This window comes from Schleiferilactobacillus shenzhenensis LY-73 (genome assembly GCF_000469325.1).
Classification (GTDB): Bacteria; Bacillota; Bacilli; order Lactobacillales; family Lactobacillaceae; genus Schleiferilactobacillus; species Schleiferilactobacillus shenzhenensis.
The window spans coordinates 13,501-38,983 of the sequence record NZ_KI271594.1 but is presented as its reverse complement, the minus strand read 5'-3'; the positions used below and the strand labels follow the sequence as shown (position 1 = coordinate 38,983).

Below are 25,483 nucleotides of genomic sequence, written 5' to 3'. Positions count from 1 at the left end.
GGAAAGGCGGTTGCGGCCGCCTTTTTTGGTGTCTTCTGGTCCCACATTTCTTGCGAAAGTATAAAGACATTTTGCCGTTTCTGTTGCCAGACCAATGACCCGCTGTGCTACAATCAAAGTTGAATAGTTATCCCGGGAGCAAATTAAACGGATAATTGAATTGGAGGGGTTCAATGTGACCAGTAAACGTACACATGCCGGTATCGCGACGCTGGCTTCAGCGGCTGTCATTCTGTCCGGCGGTATTGCCGCGGCCAACATGACAGCCAAGCGGGCACACGCCGCCACAGGGGCGGTCAAGATACTGTACACGAGTCATTTGCGGCGCGGTCCGGGGACACAATACGGGACGACTCGCTACTTACAACCAGGGGAAAGTTATAAGTATGTTGAGACACGTACCGCCCAGGGGTATACCTGGTACCGGGTGTCGCCGGTCGATTGGGTCGCCAGTGCGGGAGCGGCCCCCGTGGCCGCCGGCACCAGCGGTATTGCCGCACCAGCGGAGCATGTCACGACGGGAACGGCTAGTACTGGCTGGTTGTCGATCAACACCCCGGCGAATCTGCGGCAAGGGCCTGGATTAAGTTATGGCGTTGCCCGGACGCTGGCCGCGGGTGAAGTTTACCGTTTTAGTGCGACCCGCCAAGCGGACGGATTTACGTGGTATCTCGTCGGCCGTAACCAATGGGTAGCCAACGGTGCAGTGACGGCTCACGCGGGGCAGTACCCTGGCAGCAGCACGAATGCTGGGAATAACAACAATAGCGGCAGTAACAGTAATAGCACGCCCACGGCCCAAAGCGGTTCGGTGCGGGTCAATTATGCGGCCAATTTGCGGCAGAGTGCCAGCCTGACGGCATCGGTCGTCCAGTCGATTCCCGCCGGCGGCACTTACACTTACGACGCTACTCAGCAAGCCGATGGCTATACGTGGTACCGGATCGGCACCAACCAATGGATCGCCAGCGCGGCGGTAACGGCCGTCGCGGGTAATTCTGGGAACAATGCCAACAACGCTGACAATACCGCGCCTGCCGACCAAACCAAGGCCAGCGCTGTTGTTGCCTTAGCCCGCCAGCAGCTGGGCAAGCCCTATGTTTGGGGCGGCAAAGGGCCGAACGTATTCGACTGCTCGGGGTTGATGTACTACGTCTTCTTGAACGCCGCCGGCGTGAACATCGGCGGCTGGACGGTCCCCCAGGAATCCTCTGGCCGGGAAGTATCGCTGAGTGCCCTCCAGCCTGGCGATATTCTCTTCTGGGGACCCAAGGGCAACACCTATCACGATGCGTTGTATATCGGTAACAATCAATACATTGCCGCTCCTGAACCGGGGCAAGTCGTGCAGATTCAAACGATCAGTCAGGGCTTTCAACCGAACTTTGCGGTCCGGGTTCTGTAAACAAGAACAACTCCTGTTGTTGGCGGCGGTCAATTGGGGCCGGCGCCTTTTTGATACGCTGGAATACCCAAAAACACCGTCGAGACGCACGCTCGGCGGTGTTTTTGGGTATCGGTGCCGTTACTGCGGCGCCTTTCTCCCTGTCAACGAACCTGGCTCACTGGCGGCTCAATGCTGCGTGCGGGCCGCGTTCAGCTGACGGTAATACTCCGGGGTGCCCGGCGTCGCCGTGGGCTGGCTGGGGGTACTGGCACTGCCGCTGCCGGTCGCAGAATTAGCGGCTTCGGTGTCATCGGTGTGGACGGTGGCCTTGATGTTGGCGGTCGTGTCGCCGAAATTCGGGTTGAAGTCGCCGGCGGCTTCCTGGGACTCCAGGCTCTGGGGCGCCTTGATCTTGGCGTCCAGCTCATTCACGATGGAGGTCGCGCCGGTGGCGTCAGAATTGTCCGTCTTGAAGATCTTGGTGGCCGTGGCAGCCTTGACCGCACCGTCCATCTTATCGGTGGGCATCACGACGGTGTTGGCCTTACTGTTGGCCAACCGCGCAAAGGCGGCAATCTGCTGCAGCTGGACATACTGTTCGGTGGTCAAATTAGCCGCAGAGTAAGCATCCAGGATCTGGGTGTTGGCGGCCGCTTGGGCCTCGGCGGCGCGGGCTGTCGCGTAGGCTTGGGCATCGGCCGACATCTTAGTGGAATAGGCGTTGGCTTCGGCTTCCGTCTTGATGGCGAAGGCTTGGCCGCTGGCGCGGTTCTCGGCCGCGGTCCGTTCCCCTTCAGACTTACTGATCTCGGCTTGCTTCTCCCGGTCGGCAGTGAGCAGCTTGTTCATCGCTTGCTGAATCTGGGGATCCGGCTGCAGACCGAAGATGGCCACGTTATCGACCTTCAGGCCGTAAGCGGACGTCGTCTCAGCCAGCGACTCGGACAGCCGCTGGTTGATCGTCTCGGTACCGCCCAGCACGGCGTTCAAGTCCATTTGCCCGATGATGGAACGCAATGCAGATTGGGCATCCTGAATCATGGACTCCACTGAATCGGAGTTGCCGAACTGGAACTTGTACGAGTCGGTGACGTGGTACTTGATTTTTTCTGCCGCCTGAACGGTGGCGTTATCCTTGGTAATCAGCGGCTGCTTCTCTACATCCAGCGGCTGCAGCTGCATGGAGACAACGTACGCCTTGTTCACGATGGGAATTAAGAAATGCAGCCCGGGCTGCAGGGTCTTAGTATATTCCCCGAACCGGGTGACCAGCGCTTCCGTCCCGGACTCGACCGAGATGAACGTGTGGAAGAAGAAATAAAGCAACAACAGAACGATGATCGCCACAATGGCGAGTGTGATGTAACCACCCATAGTAAAACTCCCTCTTTCTAAATGCTAAAACTCAGTCTCCCAGGTGTCCTGCAAACCGTTCTTGGATAAGAGGTAAAGCACGTTATCCTCGACGGAAATAATGACGTAATCCCCTTGGGCATCGTGGTCGATGAGCTCGAAGGGATAGTAGGAACCGAAGACAGAAATCGACTTGGCGTGGGCATCCTTGACGTGCACGCTCTTGCCGATGAGATCGTCCCGGGCCGCGTTATTGTTGCCCGACACGGTGCCGGCGGTGAGCAGCAGGATCGCCCGCTGGAGGCCGTCCGGCAGCTGGGTCAGTTCGGCTTTCTCGTTGTCCGGTAAAGAAAACAGCGTGAAGAGCGGGTTCTGCTCCGTGGCTTGGATCTTATTGATGATGCGCTGTAACGACTCTTCCATCTCACAATCCCTCCTCGTCAAGACCGCCGTCCGTGCGGAACGTCAGGATCACACCCGTCAGCGTGTTATCGGCAACGGCCAGCGTCAGGGCCAGGTGCTCCCCGACCAGCTCCAGGTTGCCCCGCAGCTGACGCCAGACGAACGCCTGCTGGAACGCGTCCTGGGCGGCCGCTGCCAAGCGCACCGTCAAGTCTTCGGTCACCGGCGCGCCCTTCACCCGCTGCAGTGCCTGCCAGAATGTCTGGAAGGCGGCCAGCAGGTCGTCGTCCATCGTCTCCCCCAGCTGCGCTTGCCGCTGGGTCGCTAAGAAAATCAGCTCCAAAGTATCCGCGTAATTCGCATTGTTCCGCAAAAACGAGCGGGCACTGGAGCGCAGAGACACATATTGGTTCAGGTTCGGGTTCCGCTGGCGATAACGCGCCATGGCTTCCCGCCGCTTTTCCCTTAAGGTTGCATCATTCACGACGTCCACCGTATCCTTTCTATCCATCTTTCGTTGACGCTTTCATATTACCATGGTAAGGATAGAAAGCAAGCAAAACCCACCGAAATATACAAAATCGGTCGGAGGGCTGAGCGCTGGCCTTAACGTTATTCTACGCTGCTAGGGGGTAATTGGTAGGGAGGTGACAGGATTGTCACTTCATGTCTTTTGTTTAAGGCCGGCTTTTATTCAAGTCGTAGCGGTTCTTGCGTCTTTGCTCGCGGCAGCAAGTTGAGGAAAGTTAAAATCAGGATCAGAACAACGCCTATAAATGCAACAACCGCACTTGCGCCAAATCCAAGAAAACTCCTGACTAATCGCTGCACCTCGGGCCGCGCATAATTAATACCGGCCACGGAGATATAGAATATGAAACCATAACAGACTCCGGCTGCCAGCGCGCCCAAGAACATAACAATGCGGGAAAACCAGCCTCGGAATAAAAATCCGAGAACAACAAGAACAGGGCCAACAGCCAAGATGATCAGCAAAGCCTCAATCTCGTCAGTGCTCAAAGATTCGCTGAACAAAGGCGGCCACACATACCGAATTTGAGTCGACAATGAATGATTTAGCGTCCCTCCGTAGCGGGTAATTGTCTCCCCAATCGACTGACTGAAATTTGTTTCGCCCATCGTTCTATCAAACGCCAGACCCAGAGATTGTCGAAGCGTCGCCATATTGAACTGGAAGAATGTGCCCATGAAGGAACTGAGAAGAACGATGGCCCCAGCGACGGCAGCGGCCAAACTGCGGATTCCCACACTGGCCACCGGTTGTCTTACACGCTTGGCCATTGCGTTTTCAATTCCAGAACCATTCCTGCGTACGATTCCAAAGAAAAGCACAAGTGCCGCCAAGCCAAGAAGTAAATGAACCATTGCCAGTATTCCAGCAAGACCAATCCCAAGAATGACCGTATACGGGTAGTCTCGGACCCGATGAACTGCATGGGAATCACTGCTTGTTTCTTGTACTGGTGGCGTTTTGGCTGAAACATCAGTCTGGGGCAATTGAAATCCACAGTTGACGCAAAATTTCGCTGTTGCGTCATTTTGAAAACCGCATCTAGGACAAAAAATCACTTTGTTTCCCATGATTTCTTCCTCCCACTCCTGGCTTAATCTTCGTGAACATCAGACACTTTCTTGACGACATTGTACTTTTCAAAACCATAATCGTCCTTATGCATCTGATTGAGCAGCCCCTCATACGCAAAAGTCTGAATGTGATGGCCATTTCCATCTTTGTTACGGAAATCATACTTGATTGTAAATTGGACCCGAGCTTGATTTTTCTTCTGAGGGTAAGCGTGCTGAACCGCAGTTTCTAAACTGACCCCATCAATAGTCGTATCTTTGTGGTAGCCCTGGAAAATTTTTACAAATTCTGTGTACTGTTTGTTTGTTGTGCCGTTCACAAAAAATGTTGCCAGGTCATCATCTGGATCGCCGCCATTAGCCAGTTGTTGGGCCTTATACTCAAACATCGAACGAATAATGTTGGCTGCCCCTTCTTCTGAAACGACGCCTGGATACTGGACTTCATATGATTCACCCGAAAGTGCCACCGCAGTGGGCAGCGATGTGACATTGGCCCCATCTTCCGAGTATGTTTGCGTCATCTTGGGGCTATTCTTCTGTACGGGGTAATTACGGACAATCAGCCGTCCTTGAGGATTAATCACCCCCGCCTTTTCGCCATCAATCTTAACGATGGCACCGGGGAAACCAATCGCGGTAAATGATATTGTCTCAAAGCTCAGATCCCAATCATTGGTTCCGCCAAATCCCACAGTGGGATGAAATACTTGCTTAACTGAATGGCCAGTGATATTGGCTGTCGCAGTAACCGTGTATTGTCCGGGAAACAACGGCCCGGCTTCCTTACTCGCCAGTTTACCTGTCAATTTCAACGGATTGGCGCCTGTCACGACGACCTTTGTACTCGCTTGATTGGTCGTTACTTTTGGATAGACTGGTACTAAATTGAACTTGAAGGCGGGGAAAAGGACAAACTGCCGACCGCTTTGCTGGAATCGCATGTTGCCTTGTGTCGTTGCACTCGTTTGGAGCATCGCCTGATTCTCCCGCTGAACACTGGCCAGTTCGGCCTTATGTGCTGCGTAATAAGTCAACAGCGGTTTGATATTCTCCGCATTCACTTGGGCATTAGGGTCCGACGAGGTAAAATACCCGGCCGCTGCTTTGGCATCACTTTTCGAAATTGCAGAAATGGCGCGAGTGAGCTGCCTCTCCGGGCTATAATATGCTTTGCCAGCGAAATAAACGCCCCCGAGAGCCACGACAGCGGCACTTATGGCGATGATGATTGCCTTGTGTTTTTTGGACAATGGCTGGCGCTTCTGCTTTTCCTTTGGCGCACTTGCCGCAAAATTGGCGGATACAGGTTCTGCTGCTTCGGACACGTTACTGTTTTGTAATTGTTGAGATTCGGATAACGCATTCTTCGCCTTGGTGCCGATAACCTCCGGATGATCTTTCTTGAATTGGCCAAGATCATATCCGCAGGATGGGCAAAAACCGTCGGAAAGTGCCACGCGGGTGCCGCAATTTGGACAAAAGAAAGCTGGCTGTTGATTGGTCATGCTATTCTCCCCCTTTTCTGATACCTGCCAACAAGTTTCTATTCTGGAAAACACGCAGGAGGGCCAACAGAAGAATAACGCCAACACCAAAAAATGCGACCAGGGCACTCGGCCCAAATTTAACCATTTGGCGGATCATCTGCGCTTCGGTGAGCTGTGATGAGGTTAATCCGGCAGTCGATGTCAGTTGTTGATGAATGAAGTTGGCAATAAAACCATAAACGACCATACCCACAGCAGCCCCGCCAATCACAACAATGTCAGAAAAACGTTGATGAAGGAGGCTGCCAACAATCACCAGGATCGGGCCAAGGGCAATAATACCTAGGACGGTCACCATTTGCGTGTTATTGATCATCCCAGTGCTGACCAATAAACCAAGTTGGGATTTTAGTGACCCGTTCAGCATTCCCTCCACGCTGCTGGTTATTCCGCCGGTTAACTGACCGGCAGAGCTTTCACCCGTTAACATGCTGACAAAGGCACTGCCAATCGTGCCCATGCTGGATAAGTCGATACGGATAAATGTACCGATGTATGAGGTGCCCAAAACGATAATGGCTAACACAACGCTCACTGCATTGAGGATGCCCTGCTGAGCGGTCACTTGACCCGCTTTGGTTTCGGCAAAAGCACGCCAATGTCGGCTCAGCCACGGCTCTACCGGATTTGCAACAGGTGTTGCCAGGCCAGACAGAACAACAATCGCAGCGATTCCTCCCAGCAGAATCAATAAACCCACCGACGAACTAACAAGTGCAGAGATAAATGCCAATAAAGCACCAAGAATTACTGTACCCTTATTGGCTGCTACCCACCGTCTGATGCGATCCAGCGAAAAAGTAAACGTGCCCGTTGTTGGCTTTTGCTCTGGACGCTGGGCAGAACTATCTTGCTGGTACCCGGTTAACGGCTTACCACAGCGAATACAATAGTGTGACCCAGCGACATTCTTTGCTCCGCAATTTGAACAAAATACGTATTGTGTCTCCATGTTTATCCCCCCAAACCATTCTTCATGCACACATCTCGCACGGAATGTATACATATCCTCCCGATTGTCAAAAATTGCCAATTCCCGTTGATAATTTGATATTATCATACCTCGAGTTTTGAGAAAAGAAAACGCTTTTATATATCAATTTATTCCTGATTCGCCACAAAAAGGGCAAACAACGCCAACTGACATTGTTTGCTCTTCGTTAACATCGACTATTCTGCCACGGTAAACGACCGCTCGATCAACTCACCCAGCGACCCAATCTTCTGGTGGGCCGCCTGCACCACCGCCGCATCGGCTTGGCCCACCGCAAAAGTGCGGCCGGACAAATCGAAGAGGGGCAAGACGCTGGCGTCGTTGCCGACGACGATGACATCGTCCGGGGCAAAACCATCCACGTGCATGATCTGGAGCAAGGCGTTGGCCGGTGATGCGTCCAGCGAGCGGACCAGCAGGGTCGTCTCGTTCGGTGTGTCGACCTGCACCAAATGACCCAACGCGTACCGAATCGCTAAGGCCGTCTGCTTCATGTCCGCCACTGTGCCAATCAGTTCATACGTCAACGGCTTGAAATTCGCCCGGTCCGTGACCGTCTGCAAATCATCCACCGGCACGTCGTTGCGGGCAAATTCCCAACGGGCGGGGTACTTTGTGCCTGCTGTCACATAGCGGTGGGCGGCCGTGGTGATGGCCACCTGCCAGCTGCCGGCAAACACGATCCGGTTGAGTTCGTGCACGACGGTCGAACCCAGCACGGCTTGGAAGATGACGTCGTCATGGCTGTCCAGGGCCACGCTGCCCTGCTGGCTCACCCGATACGTCGCCTTGAAGCCGTTCACGTTCTCCACGTACCGAATCGCCGCGTCAAGGTGCGGCGTGGTGATGGCAAACGCGTTGCCGGCGTCGATAAATTGTTTGATTTGGTCTAAGCTGCCCGGTGCGATGGCCCCCTGCTTGTCGATAATGGCATCGTTGAAGGCACACACCAATAATTGTTTTTTCACTCTGGATACCACCTCCAAGTTAATGGTATCACATGTCTCTGCAAGCGTATACATTGTTTGTTTGGCAAAAAGCCGCCAGTGTCGGCGAAATCCCACTTTCTCGCGGATTTCCGCCGATCCTGACGGCTTTTCTGTCAAAATATTACCAAATGTGCACGCGCTTGGCCGGATCCATGTACATCCCGTCACCGGGCTGGACATTGAAGGCGGCGTAGAAGTCTTGGAAGTTGCGGGGCTGGATATTCGCGCGCAGAACGTTGGGCGCATGGGGGTCGGTGGCCAGCCGGGCCGTCATGTTGGCTTGGGTGTACTTGCCGCGCCAGACCCGCGCCCAGTTGATGAAGAAGGCCTGCAGATCGACCGCCGGATCCTTCTTCGCCGCTTCCAGGGCCGCGGACATGCCGCCCAGGTCGGCCACGTTCTCGCCGAGGATCAGCTTGCCGTTCACCTTGCCGCCGGCGTAAGGCAGGCCGTCAAACTCGGCGACCATCGCCTGGGTCCGCTTATTGAACTCGGCGAAGTCTGCCTTCGTCCACCAGTCCTTCAAGTTGCCGTACGCATCGAACTTCGCGCCGTTATTATCGAAGGCGTGGGAGATCTCGTGGGCAATGACCGCACCGATGCCGCCGTAATTCTGGGACGCCGTCTGGTCCAAGCTGTAGAAAGGCGCCTGCAAGATGGCCGCCGGGAAGGTAATGTCGTTCCGGGACGGGTCGTACTGGGCATTGACTAAGCTGCCTGGCATCCCCCACTCCGTCCGGTCCACCGGCTTGACGAACTTGCCGAACATATCCCGTTGAATCAGCGTATTGAACGATTCGGCATTGTCGAAGAGACTGGCCTGGCGGTCCACGTGGAATTCACCATAGAGGGCCCGCAACTTGTCCGGATAGCCGACCTTGACGACAATTTTCTCCAGCTTGTCGATGGCACTCTTCCGGGTGGCGGCGCTGAGCCAATCGTTATTGGTCAGCCGCTCCTCGTAAACGGTGATCATCGTCTGGATCATCTTGCGCACGTCCTGCCGGGCGGTATCGCCGAAGTATTTCTCCCCATAATATTGACCGATGACTTCGTCGAAGTAGCGGTTCGTCATGTAATACGCGCTCTTCGTCTCGTCGGGGGATTCGGCACTGCCGGTGATGGCCCGATGGAAGGTATCGCCCAGCACCCGCAGGTCGTTGCTTAAGTATTGGCTGGCACCAATCAAGAAGCGGATGATCATCCAGTCGTGCAGGTCCTGGAAGGTCTCCTGGTTGATAATTTCGTTGAAGTGAGCGAAGTAGCGCGGTTCCGTCACGATGACGGTGGTCGGCTCCGCCGGCAGCAAGTCCTTCAAGAACTTGCGGAAGTTGATGACGGACGAATGGGTGAGGAATTCGTCCAGCGGCTCCGGATTGTACATCGCCGGATAATCCGCCCATTCTTCTCCAGACTTGGAGAAAGGCACCAGACTGCGGTCGAACTTGAGCGCCCCGTCGGCCATCCGTTCGGCATCGGTCTCAGAAAACTCGGCGGCGACCAGCAACTGAACGGCCATCTTGCGCCAAATGCCCAGCAGCTTATCCCGCTGGGGATTGTCGTCGGCGTAATAGGTCGTGTCCGGCAGGATCAGCCCCGGCCCGTAAGCATACACGGCATTGTGCGCGGTATCCTTCATATCCGGTTCCACGGTGAATTGGAACGGCACCGGGAAGGTCTCGTACCAGCTGCCGCCCTGGGCATCCAGGTCGGCGAAGCTGGTCAGCTCAATGGCCCGCTTCAGCAGGGGCATGATGGGATGCGTCCCCTGGTTATCGCGCCGGTCGAAGTCCATGGCCAGCTGAAAGAAACGCACCGCTTGCTGCAGTTCAGGCTTGTCGCTGGTGGATTCCAGCTCACCCATGTTGTTCAAGTCAGCGATCAGCTGCTTCTCCACGGCAATGCTCAGGTCGTTGAAGCCGCCGACACCGGCGCGGTCCGCCGGAATCTTGGCCGTCTTTTCCCACTCACCGTTCACTGCTTCGTATAAATTATCTTTGTACGCGACACCGCTGGGGCCGTACACGCCCGTATCTCGTTCCATCTATCGATCACTCCTCACAGAAGGATTGCCCACCAGGGACGGGGGCACACATCCACATTATACAACGGTGGTAAGAAAGGAACACGGGCGGCCTTGTCCGGTCAGGCTGTGTTTCTCTAACGGCTGATTAAATAACGACTGTCATCACCCAAAAGTGGGCAAAAGGCGCCGTCATACCGGAATTCTGACCAATCTCTGATGAATCCGAGGAAATCGATTTCAATAACCAATAAAATAAATTTTTCCACAGATTTCTGATATATCTCAACTGGTCTAGACCGTATAAGACGATTCTACCGGGCTGATAAGTTTTTCATTTAATGTCCGGTATACCGCCCTTTGTCAGATTGCTCTAGACCAAAGAATGGTGGTATAACAATGTGGTAAGCGAATACAACATGTGTAAGGAGAGGAGAAAGCTGTATGCAATCATTCATTAGTTGGATGGAAAAGCACTTCCTGCCGATTGCATCCAAGATTGGAAATCAACGCCACTTGGTTGCGATCCGGGATGCCTTCGTCTATACAATGCCCCTGATGATCCTCGGGGCCTTCGCCGTATTACTCAACAACTTGCCGATCCCCGGATTCCAAGATTTCATGAATAAGATATTCTCGGAACAGGTCGACAAAGCCTTCATTTGGACCAAACTCGGAGGGAACGTCTGGAACGGGACCTTCGCTGTCCTATCCGTCTTCATCGCCTTCCTGGTCGCCTACAACTTGGCGACCAGTTATAAAGTCTCCGGCTTAGCGGCCGGGGTCGTCTCCGTCGGTTCTTTCTTCACCGTCGGCGGTTTGGCCGGTATGGATTCCTCCGGTCTGTTCATCGCCCTGATCGTCGGCCTGCTATCGACAGAAATGTTCCGTAAGCTGTCCGGCAACAAGCACTTGATCATCAAGATGCCCGACGGTGTGCCGCCCGCAGTGGCCAAGTCCTTCGCGGCCCTGCTGCCGGCAATGATCGTCATTACGTTCTGGGGCTTCATCACCACCCTGTTCAACGCCGCTCAGATCAGCAACGTCGTGACTTGGTTCTACAAGATCGCCCAGCAGCCGTTCATGGGGATGGCGTCCTCTTACCCGATGGCCTTGCTGCTGGCCTTCATCACCCCGCTGCTCTGGTTCTTCGGTTTGCACGGGGCCAACATGATCGAGCCCTTCATGCAGACGATCAACGCACCGGCGATTACGGCCAACTTGACCGCCTTCAAGGCCGGCAAGAAGATTCCGTACATCGTCAACAAGCCCTTCTTTGATTCCTTCGTCAACATGGGCGGTACCGGTGTGACCATCGGCCTGCTCATCGCTATCCTGCTGGTCGGCCGGAAGAACAAGCAATATACGACCGTCGGCGCTTTGGCCGCTGCCCCTGGGATCTTCAACATCAACGAGCCGCTGACTTTCGGCCTGCCGATCGTCTTGAACCCGATCTTGTTCATCCCGTACATCCTGACCCCCATGATCTGTGTCACCGTGGCCTACTTCGCCACTGCTGGCGGACTAGTGCCCGCAGCGATCGCCATGCCGCCTTGGGTCACCCCGCCAATCATCGGTGGTGTGATTGCCACCGCGAGTTGGCAAGGCGGCGTCTTGGCTGCCGTGAACATCGTCATTTCGGTTGTTATCTACTCCCCGTTTGTCTATATGGCGACCGTCATTGCTAACCGGGAAGAGAAGACCGTTGTGTCTGACGACGCAACGGCGACCATTGATGCCAGTACGTCAACAGGTGACGCAGCTAAGGAGAGTAAAGGTCACGCCACTGTATAGCTCCCGCGCTTGATTCTACGTCCCTCCCAAACGAAGAATCTGGTGCCCCCCGCAGCAAAGAACACAAGGCCCTCAATCGTCAATAAGCGATTGAGGGCCTTTTTCTATGCCCAATTCTGTCTTCGCTGTCCAAGCCGTTCCCGACCAGACAGACTGACGAGCGCGTGGTCTGAACGTATCCGCATTCCCGTTGCATCATCCTCCCACGGACATCCACACCCCAGCACTCAATCTGGGCACTGGCAGTCTGTTCTCAAATCCGGTAGCTGTGCACTGGGCGATAAATGCGCCCACTATCACGTGACGTATCGGACACCGGTCTGCCCTTCCTGAGGCGTGACAAACTTGTTTGCTGACGTGACTGACGAATTTGGCCCAGTCGTCCCGCCACGTGCTGTTCAGGGCTGCCCCGGCCACTGCTACACTTTGCTACCGAGCCTGTTTTCCCGGCGCTTAGGAAGCTTAACATGGCCCTTGGGGGGTGTCTGTAACCACCTTGAGACGCACCCTCAGCGATTTCTCTCCTTGCAGCCACTCACCCCGTTCACGCAAAAAAACACCGTGCCCTCAACAGACACGGTGAATGAATGACTCATATTTTTAGTTAAATGCAGCCAAGCCGCTGGGATTATCCGTATAGTTGCCTTCTACCCACTGGTTCGCACCGATCTGGTACCAGTACTCACCATCAGAGAAGACCTGGCGGGTTACTTTCCAAGCGGAACCGTCTTTCAGGTAACGGCCGGAGAACTTCCGGCTGGCACCGTACCCGTTCCACAGCGCGATGCTGTAGCCGGACATATATTGGACTTTGATGACCTTATTGTCGGCCGTCGGTGTGGTGGAATTACCATACCCGTTAGGCCAGTTCGTATCCGTGGATTCAATCCATTGGTTGCGGCCGATTTCATACCAATACTTGCCATCAGCATAAATCTGCGCGCAGATCTTCCACCGGGAATTGTTGCCCAGGTAACGGCCAGCGTATGACTTGCTGCTGCCGTACCCGTTCCACAGCGGGATGCCGATCGAATTCTTGACTTGCACGATCTTGTCTGTCGTCGCTGATGAATTGCCGCCAGTGGTGAACAAACCGGAGAAGTCATAACTCATGTCGACATGCTGGCCGTTGAAGTTGTTTGTATACTGCCACGCTGCGGCGTTGTCTACTTGCGGTGAATCAACACCGTAGTTGGCCACCCAGATCGGGTACGTCCGGGGCAGCTTGTTAGCCCAGAACCAAGAGGCCATGGAGTAGGTCACTTGGTTAGTGTACCCATAACTGGCTAACCGCGCCTGGAAGGTAACGGTATCGCCATAAGGATTGCTCAGAGAGGAATCCTCCACGTCATCCACCACAACGGTATCCTTGCCCAAGCCATACTGACTGATTTTGCTGGCAAAGAAATCAGCTTCATTCTTCGCGTCCTGGGTACCAGAATACGAGGCGTAATGGTAAAGACTGACCTTTAAGCCCGCTGCTTTAGCCGCAGCGATTTGGTTCCCTGCCTTCGGGTTGACGTAAGCGTCCCCGTCAGCACTCCCCTGGGTCAGCTTCACGACGACACCAGCGACTTGGTTCGTCACCAGACTCTTGAAGAAGATCACGTCATCGGGTTGATAACTGGCCACGTCGGCAAAAAGGCCATAAGTTGTCGCCTGAGCGAGTGAATTAAAGCCAAAAAGACCGACGAAAAATGTGAGAAACGCGGTGAGCAGTATGCGTTTCCACGTCTTGTGATGTTGCATGCGAATTCCTCCTAAATTTAAATCAATATTAACTACCGACCATTACAGTATACCCGGTACCGTCCTTAATGTGCATTACGGTTGGTTTACAAAGGGCCGCCGATACGACATGGTCCGGCAATGCGGAATCCGCACTGCGTCATCGTGATAATTCCCACTAATGGGCAGGCATGGTGTAGAACCCCTCTTGGTGCAGGTAGTTTTTACCGGTGGTGACATCATACTGGACCAATAAATAATCGTGGAGCAGCTTTTTCTGGGCTGACGACAGGGCGACAGAGGCAATGTATTCCCCTTTTTCGTTCATGTACTTGCCGTGTTCTATGGCGGGTACGCTGTCGGCCATCTGTGTCAGCAATGCGTAGTACGGGGATACCTGACTATCGGTTTGGGCCAGCATCAGGGGCGTAAACATGTTAGCCGACGCCACCGGGCGGTTCTGTTTGGCCGTCTTGAAATTACTGTAAATAAAGTAGTCGCTTTGATGAAGGATGTTGTCGTACTGCTTCATTTTCTGCGTGTTGTCCTGCTTGAAGGCGTAAATACCCGGCAGATGATCGCCATAAAAGACAATGGTCACCCGCCGCTTCATCCGGTTCACTTGGGCAATCAAATGTTTGAGCGCCGCATCGGTGTAATGCAGACCCTGGGTGTAGGTTTGTAATTCGGAGGCGGCGTTATCTGTCAAATCGGTCTTCATAGGCCAGGTCGTCTTGTATGTCCCAGAAGGATACGGCAAGTGGTTTTGCATGGTGGACAGCTGAATGAACTGCGGCTGCTTCTTCTCTTTGAGCAGCTTCAGCACTTCCATGAAGGCAGACTGATCGCTGACAAAACTGCTGTTGTCCAAACGCTGGGTGTAAGTAATCTTCTTGGTCCCGCTGCTATCAGCATAGAAATCTTGGAAGCCCATCTTCTTGAAGGCCACATTACGCTGATAGGTCGTACCGGTGAAGGGATGAATGGCGTTCTTGGTCCGAAAAGTGGAGATGACGTTGGGCAAGTAACTGGCTTTGGGCACAACGTATACATAAGGCACGGTCATCGCCGGCGCAAAGTTATCCATTGAGAGCCCGGTCAGCGTCTCGAATTCGATGTTGGCTGTGCCGCCGCCGTACCCGTAGGAATCAAGCACCCCCGATGTATTAGCCGCCTTAATTTGGCGCAGATAAGGGTTAGGCACGCCGCTCAGTTTCACCCCAGGCACGCGGCTCGGATCAGCATAACTTTCACTGAGAATGTAAATGACCGTTTGGGAATTCAAGGTCCGCTGCCGTTGGGCATTGATCTTTTTGGCCCGCTGCCGGTAACGATTCGCAATTTCTCGCATGGTATCCGCGGAGTAATCCGCCGGCTGATTCATGATCTTTACCCGAATCATACTGGTGAAGGCTGCCGGTACCCCATTCTGTTGATAGTTCCACTTAGGCGACGACACCTGCGTTGGCAGATAGTGGGCCTTGACCACCACGGTGGCGAACGCCGTGCGTTTCTTACCGTTCCAGCCCGGATTGACTGTCGGCATGCCCCACACCATGCCAGCCAGTCCCACGATCCCCACCAGACCAATCAGCAGGCGGGCCTTCCAGTGAAACATTCGGCCATCGCGGGAGCGCCACTGGACCGCAATCAATGCCGCGAGAACAGCCACGAGAATAATCAGAAAAGCCACCACAAGCTTGGTGCCGATCATATTGATCAGTTCCGGCAAAATCGAAATACTCTGTAAATCCAAGGGAACGACGGGTTCATCCCGCAGCGCCGATTTTTGAAAGTTGGCGAAGCACGCCACCGCGGCAATCAGCGCATAAACCCCCAGGCTGACCCAAAATCGATTGATCAAAAAAACGATGACCAGGAATACCAGCAGCAGAATCACGATGTTCAATGCAATCAAGCCCACAGTGGGCCGATCACTGAGATAACCGCTCATCTGGCCAAAATTGAATAATGAACTCGACGCCTGCAGAAAGTAGAATGAGAGCATAACGACGATGCCGGCCAAGGCCGTTTGCAGCCATTGCTTTGGGCGGCCGAGTCCGCTTTCTTCGCCAGAAGCAGAAAAGATGCGGGTAATCACCGCCGCCAAGAGCCAAACCAATACGGTGGTCACCAGAATCGGCATGATGTCGGCCCGGATCAAGCTGGTATAGCTGCGGCGCAGATCGGTCAATGCCCGGACACCGTCCTGCCACCATTCAGTCATCAGCTGCGGATCCCCATTGAGGAGAGCAAAAGCGGTCACGAAACCGATGAGCGCGGTGCCGTCAGTTTTTGTGGCTGTCTGTGCGGTGCGCGGAACAGCATTGACGGTCCAAAGGACAATCAGCAGCACGGGCAGCAACAGAATGACCCGATTCAGAGACAGCCACGGCTGTATCACCAGGCCGATTACGATGAGACTCAGTCCCCCGAGCAGCCAGTACTGGCGCCGGCGAGACAGACGGATGAACCCGGCGGTACTGACTGGCCCGATCAGTAATAGCCAAAAAACGGCAAACGCCGGCATCGTGGGATCAAACGCAAACCGGAAAATATGCCAAAACCGGGTCCAGGTGGGCACGGGCATGAGGAAAACCAAGTTTAAAAACCAGCTCGTCAGCACAGTCCCCGCCCAGGCCAAGAGCAGAACAACATAGGTCGACCATGCGCGGTAAGCCGCTGGGTGGCTCTTCAGCCACCGGCCATACAGCAGCGCAATGACCACGGCGGCGAACAAGGTCAATCCGCCCAGCAGCCGGGCGAGAACTAACCGCCCCGCTGCCGGTGCAGTAGCCGCCCACAATGGGGAGCTGCCAAATGCCCCCGCTGTGGCCAGAAAAGCAAACGCCAACTGGCTGGCACCGTGGTTGATGTTGACTCGATTTATCCCGTGTTGTTCCATTATTGTGATTCCTCCGTTATCCTTCAGGTCATGCGTTCGAACGTGCTATTAGCCATTATATGCTACTGCGCCTAATATTTCGCGGGCCGTTGGACAGCCAATCAAAAAGGACATCCGCTGGGGGATGCCCTGCTGGGACTGACATTTGCACTTACTGCCGTGCACTCGGTTCATCCGTTGGCTTCGGACTCGAACTCGGATCCCGCACCACGATGACAGTGCACGGGGCGTACCGGGTGACAAAGGCCGCCACAGACCCAATGGTCTGGTGGCGGGCGCCCTTATGCGTTTCAGAACCGACCACGATCAGGTCCGGCTTGAACTGGGGCACCATCTCATCCACGATGACCTTGCCGGGCTTGCCCTCGCCAATCAAGGGCACCACGTCGAGAATGCCGAACGCCTTGGCTTTCTCCACGTAAGCGTTCAAATCATTGGCCACATCCTGGCGGTGGGCCGCCAGGGTCTCCGGATCCAGGGACTGGAATACGTTCAGGTCCCCGGTCTCCATCACCGACGCAATCGCCAGCGGTACAGAATACATCTTGGCGACCGTACAGGCGTAATCAAAGGCAAAGCGGGACGAAATAAAATCGTCGTCGTCAATGGCGATCATGATCCGGTTAAAGTGGCGGGTACTGACTTTAAACTGTTCGATTTCAGGTTGAGCCATGCTGCAACATCCTTTCTTCTTTTCCCATTTCCAGTATACGGCGAAACGCGCGGATTTGTGTACCAATTGTTTCGCCGGCGGACTTGTGTGGCAGCGGGCAGCCGTCTGCGGCACCGCGCAAGCGCCCTGGTCAGCACGAAAGGGCCAGACCGCCCGGGCCTGCCCCTTTCTTTCTTAACGATTAACGGCCGATGTCCCGGCCCTTGTTCTCTTCGAAATACTTCTTGTACCGCGGGATGTAGTTGTGGAACATGTACTTCAGCAGGACCCAGCGGCGGATGTTCATGTCCTTCTTGTAGAAGACCGTCGTGCCGTAGCGGCCGGAGTCGATGAGCTGGAGCGCCTGCTGCTTGTACTCGTTGTCCACCGCGTAATCCTTGAACAGCTTCACGGGGACCCCCAGCCAGAGCATGTGCTGCGACTGGATTTTATTCGCGTAGACGGTGGGGGCGTCGGCCAGGGTGCCGGTGACGTAATCGTCCACGACGAAGCGGGCCAGGTTGTAGCCGGTCAGGGTGACGAAGAAACTGGAACGGCCCTGGCGCAGGTTGATCTCGAAGAACTTGAAGGTGTTGTCCCGGGGGTCGAACTTCATATCGAAGTTGACGTAACCGGTGATGTCCAGCTCCTCCAGGAACTTCTGAACGACGTCGTACACGTCCTGGTTATACTCCGGCAGGATGGTGACGTAATTGCCAATGGCCGCGGGGGTCGGGTCTTCCAGCAGCGGGTGGCCCAGGCACATCAGCTTAACTTGGTGATCCTTGCTGACGTAGGCGTTGAGGGTCCGCATATTCGAGTCGTCCCCAGGGATGAATTCTTGCAGGATCAGGTCGCTGGTATAGCCGTTGTCATAGATTTTCCCGACAACGTCCAGGTACTCGGTCTCGGAGTGGATGACGAACGCTTTCTTTCGGCCTTCAAACTGAATATCCAGCCATTCCACGGAGTTGGCCGGCTTCAAGGCCACGGGATACGTGAAGGGAACGTCCAGATCCTCTTTCTTCTCGTACATCGCCTTGGTGATGATCTTGGTCTTCGGATACGGCAGGCCGTGTTCCTCGGCAACTTGGTAGAAGCTCTCCTTGTTGTTCAACCGACGCAGCAGTTTGTAGTCGGCGACGGGCACGATGAAGGTCTGCTCTAGGAAGTCCTTGTGCTTAGCCAGCAGCTCGGCGTAAGCGTCGCCCATGGCCAGCAGGATGACTGGCTCCGGATGGTCGGCGTAGCGCTTGGCCACCTCGTGCATGGTGTCGATGAAGACCGGATCCTCCTCGAAACCGTGGTGGAACTCCAGCGTCAGGATATTGGAATAGCGGGTGGGCGCCAGCGGGTCGGAGGCAATACAGTGCACGTTAATGCCGTATGCTTCATGGAAGGCCCGGGCCATCCCGTATGCGTTCATGTCACTCCCCAGAATGATGGGGGTAAATTCTGGTGTCATTAAGAAGACAACCCCTTATTGATTTACGATTTAATACATTGTTCCGCACCGGCGGCAGTGAGAAAAGCGGGCAGTCAGGCCGTAATGCCGGCCCGTCCGCCCGGTGCCCCCGCTGGCGTTATTTTCTGAAACAATGCAGTACACGGTGTGAATTATACCATAATTCGCCGGGCCTCGACGGCGTCAGCGGAAGACCCGCTGGTACAGAGCCGCCCGCCGCTTGCTGGTGAGCCGCAGCTTGACCCACTTATTGATGCGCCGCTTCAATGGCTTCTGGCCCTCCATCCAAGTGCCGGTGAAGACGTGGATGGTGCGGGACTGGCCGCTGGGGTTGCAGAGCACCGTGTCGGGATAAACGCGGATGCCGTCGGTCAGCAGTTGTTCCTGGTTGTTGGGCACGCAATGGAAGTCGGTGATCAGAATGTCCGACACCGACTTGGTGTTCACCCCAGCCATTTGGTCACCCTTGTCAAAGGTGAAGCGGGCGTCGTCGTATTCCGCCAGCATCTTCTGGGCCAAGGGGTGGTGGGCTTCGGCGCCGAATGCCGCGGTGAAGGGATACTGGGCGTTCTCGAAGCCGACGAAGGCCCGGTCGTTCAGCAGACTGGTCAGGTCGTCCAGGACGAGGACATCGGTATCTAAGTAAATACCGCCGTATTGTTCGATCACGGCCGCTCGGATGTAGTCGCTGACGAAGGCCCACTTTTTGGCGGCGTAGGCTTCACGCACGTACTTATTCTTCGTCAGGTCGAAATTATGTTCATTCCATTCGATGATCTCGTATCCGGCCAGGTGTTGCTGCCAGGTGGCCATACAGCGTTTGATGGCCGCTGGTTTCTCCTGACCGCCGACCCAGACGTAATGAATTTTCTTCGGTATCAATGGGTCTCTTCCTCCTTCACGGTGACATAAGGACCAATGTTCAGAAAGTGCAGGACGTCCCGCACGGCTGTCCCCTGCCCCGCGGGCACGATCGCCGTCGTGAAGCCCTGGGTCATCTGGGTGAACAGTTCACCGTAAATATCCGGCAACTCCGCACTGAGCATGGCCGTGTTGAACACCCGCATGTCCTTGCCGTACCAAACGGTGAACTCCGGCGGCAGACTGAGGTGGATTGTCCGCTCGCCGACTGCCCGGTAAAAGCCGATCAGTGCGGGCAGGTAGGGATTGGTGGGCAGTGCGGGATACTTGCTTAGGGCCAGCCGAATGATCTCGGCCACCTCATTGCGCGGCGTACGTTCCGCCAGGATGCGGGGCCGGTACAAGCGCAAAGCGTGGAGCTTGTTGGCGATACGGAAGTGCTGGTACTGGCGGGCATAATGGGGCGCCCGGTAATTGGCCAGGAGCGACACCAGCGTGCGCAGTTCGCCGTTAATGACGTTGAGCATCCCCACCGGACTGGCGATGTAGTGGCCGGACCCGACCCGGTACCGAATAAACGGCTGAGGGGCGTTGGCCATGCGCAGCTGACGCGGCGGTGTCTGGCGGAAGTCCAGCCAGGCCACGGTGTTCCAGGTCAGGTAATTGGCTTGAACGCTGTCGCAGAATACCGCAGTGCGCCAGACGGCGAAGTCGACGAACAGGTTGCGGCCCAGCCAGAGTGTCTGCTGACCCACGACATAGGGGGCAATGGCATACTGCTGGACCTTCTGCCGACCCACTTCTCGGCCGCTGTGATCGATGGTGATCAGGTCGGCCATCACGCCGTCCAAGTCGGGGTCCTGCATGGCGTCGTTCATCCGGCCCAGGGCCCCATGGTCAGCGAGCAAGTCGTCGCCGTGGATGATGTAGACCAGGTCCCCACGGATCAGGTCGACCCCGGCCAGCAGCGCGTTAAGCTGGTCGGCATTTTCTTCATTGATCACGGTGATCGGCGCGGTGGGATGGTCGGCCACGAACTTGGCCACCACTTGGGGCGTCCGGTCCGTGGACCCGTCGTTGATGAGAATCAGCTCCCAGCGGCGATAATCCTGGCCGACGATGGACTGCAGGGTGGCCAGCACCGTGTCTTCGTCGTTGAAGACCGGCATGAGCAGCGTGATCAGTTGATCAGCCATGGCGGACGGGCTCCTTTCTCAATAAGTCTTGGTAACTGTGCCAGAGGGTGTCTTGCAGCTGGTGGAGGGAGAAATGCGCGGCGGCGTATGTGCGCAGCGCACTGCCCTTGGCCGCCAGGGTGCCCAATCCCCAATCGCGGTAAGCGGCTTGGAGCTGGGCGGCGAGGCCGGCTTGGTCGCCGGGGGTGAAGAGGTAGCCCAGGTCGGGGTGGGCGACGAGCTTGGCCACGTCCCCCACCTTGCTGCTGAGGACCGGCACGCCGGCGTTGGCGGCTTCCAGAAGAACTAGCGGGAAGCTCTCGGAGATGGACGTGAGCAGCGCCAGATCCATGCGGAGATACAAGGCCCGGATCTGGGCGGGTGTCTGGAAACCGCTGAAGGTGATCGTGTCCGTCAGGTGCAGGTCGGCGGCCAGCTGCTGGAGCGCGGCCTGTTCGGGCCCGTCCCCCACCAGCCACAGATGGGCGTGGGGCAGATGCACTTGGGCCAAAGCCCGCAGCAGTAAGGCGTGGTCCTTGACCGGGTGCAGCCGGGCCACGTAGATCATATTGAAGCCGGTGTGGGCCGTGCGTACTGGCGGTGCCGCCGCAAAGGTAATGCCGTTGAGAATCAGCGTGAGGCGGTCTGCGGGAATGCCGAAGCTGCGCAGCCGGTCGTAAAAGGGGCTGGACACCGGGTAAAGGTGGTCCATTTTCTTCAAGGAGCTGATGTAAAGCTTAGTGAAGGCGTCGCCGATGACGCCCCGGCCCATGAAATCCAGCTGGGGGTCGCTGTGGACGGTGGCTACCTTGAGGCAGCGGATGCGCCGGCTGATCAGGCGCAGGAAGAGCACTGCCCGGGCACCGTGGGCGTGGACGATATCGTAACCGCCGGCGTTAATGAAGTCGGCCAGGCTCTTGAGGACGCCCAGATCGTAGCGGCTCTTGAAGTGCAAGACGGTGGTGGGAATCCCCGCCGCCCGGGCAGCCTGAGCAACCGGCCCCTCGGCAAACACCAGCAGGTGCACGGCCGGCCCCTGCCAGTCCTGGAGTAAAGAGACAATGTGGGTCAGACCGCCGCCGTTCTCGAGGCCGGCATTGATATGCAGGACCTTGGTCATCGCTTCTTCGCCTCCCGCCGGACCGCATTCAGGTAGCGGGGCAGGACCAGCATCCGCTTGGCCCGGGTGGGTTCCTTGAGCAGCCGGTAGAACCACTCCAAATGGGCTTTCTGGAAGACCTGCGGCGCCCGTTTGACCGTGCCGGAAAGCACGTCAAAGCTGCCGCCCACGCCCATGAAGAGCGCGTCGGGCAAGTGCCGGCGCATACCGGAGATGAATTGTTCCTGGCGGGGATAGCCCATGGCGGCAAAAACGATGTCCGGCTTGGCGGCGACAAGCGCCCGGGTCACGCCGGCGTCGCCCAGCGGGAAGTAGCCGTCATGGGTGCCCACGATCTGCAGCCCGGTGAAGCGGGCCTGGGCCTTAGCGGCGGCTTTCTCCGCAATCCCCGGCTTGGCCCCGATGAAGAACACGCGGTAACCGTCATCCGCCGCCAGCTGGAGCAGGTTCTCCATCAGGTCGTAGCCGGTCACCCGCTCCTTCAGCGGCGTGCCCAGCATCTGGGCGCCTTTGACAACGCCGATGCCGTCGGCGGTCACGAAGTCGGCTTCGTCCACCAGCTGCTGGTAGTCCGGGTGCTCCCGCGCGTACATCACGATTTCCGGATTAGCCGTGACGATGAAGGTGCCCTGCTCATTCGCCAGGCGTTTCTTCAAGCGGCCCATGAATTCCCCCATCGTGAAGTTATCGAAGCCCATGCCCAATACCTCGACCCGACTCATGACAATTTCCTCCTTAACATGCGCCCGGCAACGCGCTTAATGTCGCCGAACAATTCGAAGCGGCCGAACGCGAACATGGCCGCATACAAGATGAACATGACGATACACTTGTACGCCATGTTGAAGAACGTGGACCGAATCAGGTCGGGGAGCAGAAAACCGACGCCCACCGTGATGGCCCCCATCACCAGGTACTTCGGCGTGTCGTGGAACACGTCCTTGGCATCGTAATCCTTATGCACGATCCACACCCGCAGCACCATGACGGTAAACTCGACGATCAAAATATCCATGGTCGCCCCATGAGCCCCGAGCAGCGGGTCAAACGTGAAGTTCAGGACCAGCGACAGGGCCGCGCCGACGACCACAGGAATGGCAAACTGCTTATCCCGGTTGATGGCCAAGGCAAACTGGTTGGCGAAGACGCCGCCGACGGGGATAAAGATGATACTCAGGGAAATCCATTCCATCAGCGGAATCATCGGCTTGTAACTGTTGGCGAAGAACCAAGGCACGAACTGGCGGGTGTTGGCCATGATGATACTCATGAAGAACAGCCCGACGACCAGCGTGGTCTCGTAGGATTTCTTCAAGTAGCGCTGCTGGTCTTCGGCACGGGAAGCGGCCATGTACGGCATCATCACGACGGTGATCGAGGTGATGACCGAAAGAACCAGGTTGGCAATCCGCTGCGATGAATCATAGAAGTTGACCTGGGCCGCAGGCTGAAACAGGCTGAGGATCGTCTTATCCAGCGAGGTGTAGACCTGCGTGGCCAGCTGCGGGATCATCAGGATACCGATGGTGATCAGGCTCTGGCGCAGGTGGTAGAACCCTGCCCGGCTGGGACCGCCGACATAGCGGCGAATCGTGAACCAGAAGACGGAGTTCCCGATCAGGTTGCCCAGCGACAGAATGAGCATGTACTTCCATAAGTCATCCGGAGACTTGACCAGGAGAAAGATGAAGACGACGGAGACGATCTTGATGATCGTATTTCGCAGGACCACCCGGCCGAACTCGGCGATGCCCTGGAAGAACCAAGAGATATCGATCATCGTGCCCAGCAGGAACGGGAGCTGAAGCAGGAAGTACGTCCAGTACGGCGGCTTGATGACCAGCATGACGAACAGAAAAAGACCGATGGTGATCGCGCTGAGGATGAATTGGATGTACCACAGACCCCAAAACGCCTTGCTCAGTTCCTCGTGGTCCTTCTTGCCCCAGGCCTTGGCCACCGTCCGGGTCCCAATCTGGCCCATGGCGGCCGCCCCGAAAACCATCACGAATTGGATCGTGAAGTTCACGGTACTGTTGATGCCCAGCTTGGCCGGCCCGACAACGTGCGACAGGTACGGGGTGGTAATTACCGGCACCAGCAGCAGGAACAGCTGATAGACCGCGTTATAGAAGAAATTCCGGAATAATTTTCCCACTACAGCCACCCCTTGATCGCGTCATAGACCTGCGGACACGCCGGCGCCGTGCCCTGGGGATACATCTGGGCGCGCAGACGGGCACGGGCCGGCGCATCGGCGGCCGCATCCCGGCTCAAAGCTGCTACCAGCTCGGCCGTGGTGGTCGTCTTCGGTCCTGGCGTATAAGCATCGTAAGGCGCCAGCAGGAACCCCCGGCTCTTTTCATAATGGGCTAAATCGGGCACGTTGAACACCAGCGGCCGATCCAGCAGCAGGTAATCCAAGTACACACTGGAATAGTCGGTGATCAACCCGTCAGTGGCGGCGAGAAATTGATAAAGCTCGGTGTTTTGCTCAATGAACCAGGCGTTGGTCAACACCTTAATGTGCGGTGCCGTCGCAAACTTAGCCGGGTCCACTTGCCGTTCCTCCACCGGGTGCAGCTTCGCCAGCACAACGATGTTATGGTCCGCCAGCTGTTGCTCAAATGCGGCCATGTCAAAATCCTGCAAACCAAAAATGTTGCCGGTTTGGAGCTGTACGGACAGTTCCGTGGCGCCGGCTTCCATCCGAAAGGTGGGCAGGTAGAAGAAGATTTTGGTTTGGTCATTGACCACACCGGCATTGAACAAGCTGGCCAGGGTCGCCCGTCTTTGCTTGGCCGTCGGCGGATCGATCAAAAACTCGTCATTGCGGGGAAAGCCAGTGTGCAGGAACTGTTCCGCCGACAAGCCCTGGCAGGCACTCATCAGCGTATCGTACAGGGGACCGGCACTGGCCAGATAATCCACGTTGCGCCACCAGTAACGATGGCTTTTCTCAGCCGCGGCAGCCTCTTCGTTGTACGCCAAATAGCCCATCCGTTTCAGCGGTATGCCGTGCCACAGCTGGAGGAAGCGCTGGCCGCGGTGGATCTTGAAGGGCCAGTGCGTCCCGACCAAGACCTTGGCCTGGGCGATCTGCTTCCAGGTGGCGAAGCTGAGGTGGGCGCTGGGGAAGCCGTTGATCAGGTGGACGGTGAGTTCGGGGTGGTTGGTTTTCAGATAATTGTAGAAACTCATGGCGTTGGAGCCGGAGAGCCCAGCTCCGTTCAAGATGGTGACGGTATTCGCCTTGGTGGGGATGAGTTTGCCTACCCCCTTCATGAGATTGAGATACATTGCGAACAGTGTTTGCTTGAGTGCCATGCGTTTCTCCCTTTTCGTTAAGTCAGTCTGCCAACATTATACCAAAGGGTTGCCGGGCCAACCAACGGCTTTAGGGTATCTTTACCCGGGGTGCAGGTGGAGTGACACTTTCTTGTTTTGCGCTAGGTGGGGAGGCGGGTTAGTGTCTGGCAT

The 25,483-nt window shown here is 56.0% G+C and carries 19 protein-coding genes and 1 pseudogene; 2 read left to right on the top strand and 18 right to left on the bottom strand.

Annotated features, from left to right (window positions below; genetic code table 11):
- Nucleotides 1–175: 175 nt before the first annotated feature.
- Complete coding sequence (locus L248_RS15265; protein WP_022530049.1) at nucleotides 176–1,405, top strand: C40 family peptidase; 1,230 nt, start codon at nucleotides 176–178, stop codon at nucleotides 1,403–1,405.
- A 168-nt stretch (nucleotides 1,406–1,573) separates the two neighbouring features.
- Here L248_RS15265 and L248_RS09780 read toward each other — a convergent pair whose 3' ends face one another.
- The 8 genes from L248_RS09780 to L248_RS09745 form a co-directional block, all read right to left on the bottom strand.
- Nucleotides 1,574–2,761, bottom strand: coding sequence for an SPFH domain-containing protein (locus L248_RS09780; protein ID WP_022530048.1), 1,188 nt, complete (start codon nucleotides 2,759–2,761; stop codon nucleotides 1,574–1,576).
- A 24-nt stretch (nucleotides 2,762–2,785) separates the two neighbouring features.
- Nucleotides 2,786–3,163, bottom strand: coding sequence for a hypothetical protein (locus tag L248_RS09775; protein ID WP_022530047.1), 378 nt, complete (start codon nucleotides 3,161–3,163; stop codon nucleotides 2,786–2,788).
- Between the two features lies 1 nt (nucleotide 3,164).
- Complete coding sequence (locus L248_RS09770; RefSeq protein WP_022530046.1) at nucleotides 3,165–3,653, bottom strand: hypothetical protein; 489 nt, start codon at nucleotides 3,651–3,653, stop codon at nucleotides 3,165–3,167.
- 179 nt (nucleotides 3,654–3,832) lie between these two features.
- On the bottom strand, nucleotides 3,833–4,744 hold the full coding sequence (locus L248_RS09765) for a zinc ribbon domain-containing protein (RefSeq protein ID WP_022530045.1): 912 nt from the start codon (nucleotides 4,742–4,744) through the stop codon (nucleotides 3,833–3,835).
- Nucleotides 4,745–4,767: 23 nt separating this feature from the next.
- Nucleotides 4,768–6,255 carry a TcaA second domain-containing protein gene (locus tag L248_RS09760; protein ID WP_022530044.1) on the bottom strand — a complete coding sequence of 496 codons (1,488 nt, stop codon included), beginning with the start codon at nucleotides 6,253–6,255 and terminating at the stop codon, nucleotides 4,768–4,770.
- A 1-nt stretch (nucleotide 6,256) separates the two neighbouring features.
- Nucleotides 6,257–7,249, bottom strand: coding sequence for a zinc ribbon domain-containing protein (locus tag L248_RS15900; protein ID WP_196812025.1), 993 nt, complete (start codon nucleotides 7,247–7,249; stop codon nucleotides 6,257–6,259).
- Between the two features lie 218 nt (nucleotides 7,250–7,467).
- On the bottom strand, nucleotides 7,468–8,259 hold the full coding sequence (locus L248_RS09750; RefSeq protein ID WP_022530042.1) for an HAD hydrolase family protein: 792 nt from the start codon (nucleotides 8,257–8,259) through the stop codon (nucleotides 7,468–7,470).
- A 142-nt stretch (nucleotides 8,260–8,401) separates the two neighbouring features.
- Nucleotides 8,402–10,324, bottom strand: coding sequence for a M13 family metallopeptidase (locus tag L248_RS09745; protein WP_051999982.1), 1,923 nt, complete (start codon nucleotides 10,322–10,324; stop codon nucleotides 8,402–8,404).
- Between the two features lie 423 nt (nucleotides 10,325–10,747).
- Between L248_RS09745 and L248_RS09740 the strand changes: the two are divergent.
- Nucleotides 10,748–12,001, top strand: a pseudogene (locus L248_RS09740) (PTS sugar transporter subunit IIC); the annotation flags it as partial.
- Nucleotides 12,002–12,697: 696 nt separating this feature from the next.
- Here L248_RS09740 and L248_RS15260 read toward each other — a convergent pair.
- The 10 genes from L248_RS15260 to L248_RS09690 all read right to left on the bottom strand — a co-directional run bounded on the left by L248_RS15260 (nucleotide 12,698) and on the right by L248_RS09690 (nucleotide 25,330).
- Entirely contained in the window at nucleotides 12,698–13,846 is a 1,149-nt protein-coding gene (locus L248_RS15260; RefSeq protein WP_022530039.1) for a GH25 family lysozyme, read from the bottom strand.
- Between the two features lie 157 nt (nucleotides 13,847–14,003).
- Complete coding sequence (locus tag L248_RS09730; protein WP_022530038.1) at nucleotides 14,004–16,730, bottom strand: LTA synthase family protein; 2,727 nt, start codon at nucleotides 16,728–16,730, stop codon at nucleotides 14,004–14,006.
- A gap of 151 nt (nucleotides 16,731–16,881) precedes the next feature.
- Nucleotides 16,882–17,403 carry a universal stress protein gene (locus tag L248_RS09725; RefSeq protein ID WP_022530037.1) on the bottom strand — a complete coding sequence of 174 codons (522 nt, stop codon included), beginning with the start codon at nucleotides 17,401–17,403 and terminating at the stop codon, nucleotides 16,882–16,884.
- 181 nt (nucleotides 17,404–17,584) lie between these two features.
- On the bottom strand, nucleotides 17,585–18,847 hold the full coding sequence (locus L248_RS09720; protein WP_022530036.1) for a carboxylate--amine ligase: 1,263 nt from the start codon (nucleotides 18,845–18,847) through the stop codon (nucleotides 17,585–17,587).
- A 183-nt stretch (nucleotides 18,848–19,030) separates the two neighbouring features.
- Nucleotides 19,031–19,729, bottom strand: coding sequence for a glycosyltransferase family 32 protein (locus tag L248_RS09715; RefSeq protein ID WP_022530035.1), 699 nt, complete (start codon nucleotides 19,727–19,729; stop codon nucleotides 19,031–19,033).
- A complete protein-coding gene (locus L248_RS09710; RefSeq protein ID WP_022530034.1) occupies nucleotides 19,726–20,904 on the bottom strand; it encodes a glycosyltransferase family 2 protein in 1,179 nt (392 codons plus the stop codon). Before L248_RS09710 ends, L248_RS09715 begins: the two co-directional genes overlap by 4 nt.
- The gene (locus L248_RS09705) at nucleotides 20,897–22,003 is read right to left on the bottom strand and encodes a glycosyltransferase (protein WP_022530033.1); all 1,107 of its coding nucleotides are present in this window, start codon (nucleotides 22,001–22,003) and stop codon (nucleotides 20,897–20,899) included. The genes L248_RS09710 and L248_RS09705 overlap by 8 nt, the downstream gene beginning before the upstream one ends.
- On the bottom strand, nucleotides 22,000–22,725 hold the full coding sequence (locus L248_RS09700; RefSeq protein ID WP_040536080.1) for a WecB/TagA/CpsF family glycosyltransferase: 726 nt from the start codon (nucleotides 22,723–22,725) through the stop codon (nucleotides 22,000–22,002). Before L248_RS09700 ends, L248_RS09705 begins: the two co-directional genes overlap by 4 nt.
- The gene (locus tag L248_RS09695; RefSeq protein ID WP_022530031.1) at nucleotides 22,722–24,161 is read right to left on the bottom strand and encodes an oligosaccharide flippase family protein; all 1,440 of its coding nucleotides are present in this window, start codon (nucleotides 24,159–24,161) and stop codon (nucleotides 22,722–22,724) included. The genes L248_RS09700 and L248_RS09695 overlap by 4 nt, the downstream gene beginning before the upstream one ends.
- Nucleotides 24,161–25,330: a CDP-glycerol glycerophosphotransferase family protein gene (locus L248_RS09690; RefSeq protein ID WP_051999979.1), complete on the bottom strand. Its 1,170-nt coding sequence runs from the start codon at nucleotides 25,328–25,330 to the stop codon at nucleotides 24,161–24,163. The genes L248_RS09695 and L248_RS09690 overlap by 1 nt, the downstream gene beginning before the upstream one ends.
- Between the last annotated feature and the right edge of the window lie 153 nt (nucleotides 25,331–25,483).

Coding starts and splice junctions, on each gene's coding strand:
- L248_RS09775 (WP_022530047.1), bottom strand. CDS start 3,163: ATGGAAGAGTCGTTACAGCGCATCATCAATAAGATCCAAGCCACGGAG.
- L248_RS15260 (WP_022530039.1), bottom strand. CDS start 13,846: ATGCAACATCACAAGACGTGGAAACGCATACTGCTCACCGCGTTTCTC.
- L248_RS15900 (WP_196812025.1), bottom strand. CDS start 7,249: ATGGAGACACAATACGTATTTTGTTCAAATTGCGGAGCAAAGAATGTC.
- L248_RS09780 (WP_022530048.1), bottom strand. CDS start 2,761: ATGGGTGGTTACATCACACTCGCCATTGTGGCGATCATCGTTCTGTTG.
- L248_RS09700 (WP_040536080.1), bottom strand. CDS start 22,725: ATGAGTCGGGTCGAGGTATTGGGCATGGGCTTCGATAACTTCACGATG.
- L248_RS09765 (WP_022530045.1), bottom strand. CDS start 4,744: ATGGGAAACAAAGTGATTTTTTGTCCTAGATGCGGTTTTCAAAATGAC.
- L248_RS09770 (WP_022530046.1), bottom strand. CDS start 3,653: ATGGATAGAAAGGATACGGTGGACGTCGTGAATGATGCAACCTTAAGG.
- L248_RS09730 (WP_022530038.1), bottom strand. CDS start 16,730: ATGGAACAACACGGGATAAATCGAGTCAACATCAACCACGGTGCCAGC.
- L248_RS09690 (WP_051999979.1), bottom strand. CDS start 25,330: ATGGCACTCAAGCAAACACTGTTCGCAATGTATCTCAATCTCATGAAG.
- L248_RS09745 (WP_051999982.1), bottom strand. CDS start 10,324: ATGGAACGAGATACGGGCGTGTACGGCCCCAGCGGTGTCGCGTACAAA.
- L248_RS09725 (WP_022530037.1), bottom strand. CDS start 17,403: ATGGCTCAACCTGAAATCGAACAGTTTAAAGTCAGTACCCGCCACTTT.
- L248_RS09760 (WP_022530044.1), bottom strand. CDS start 6,255: ATGACCAATCAACAGCCAGCTTTCTTTTGTCCAAATTGCGGCACCCGC.
- L248_RS09720 (WP_022530036.1), bottom strand. CDS start 18,847: ATGACACCAGAATTTACCCCCATCATTCTGGGGAGTGACATGAACGCA.
- L248_RS09705 (WP_022530033.1), bottom strand. CDS start 22,003: ATGACCAAGGTCCTGCATATCAATGCCGGCCTCGAGAACGGCGGCGGT.
- L248_RS09710 (WP_022530034.1), bottom strand. CDS start 20,904: ATGGCTGATCAACTGATCACGCTGCTCATGCCGGTCTTCAACGACGAA.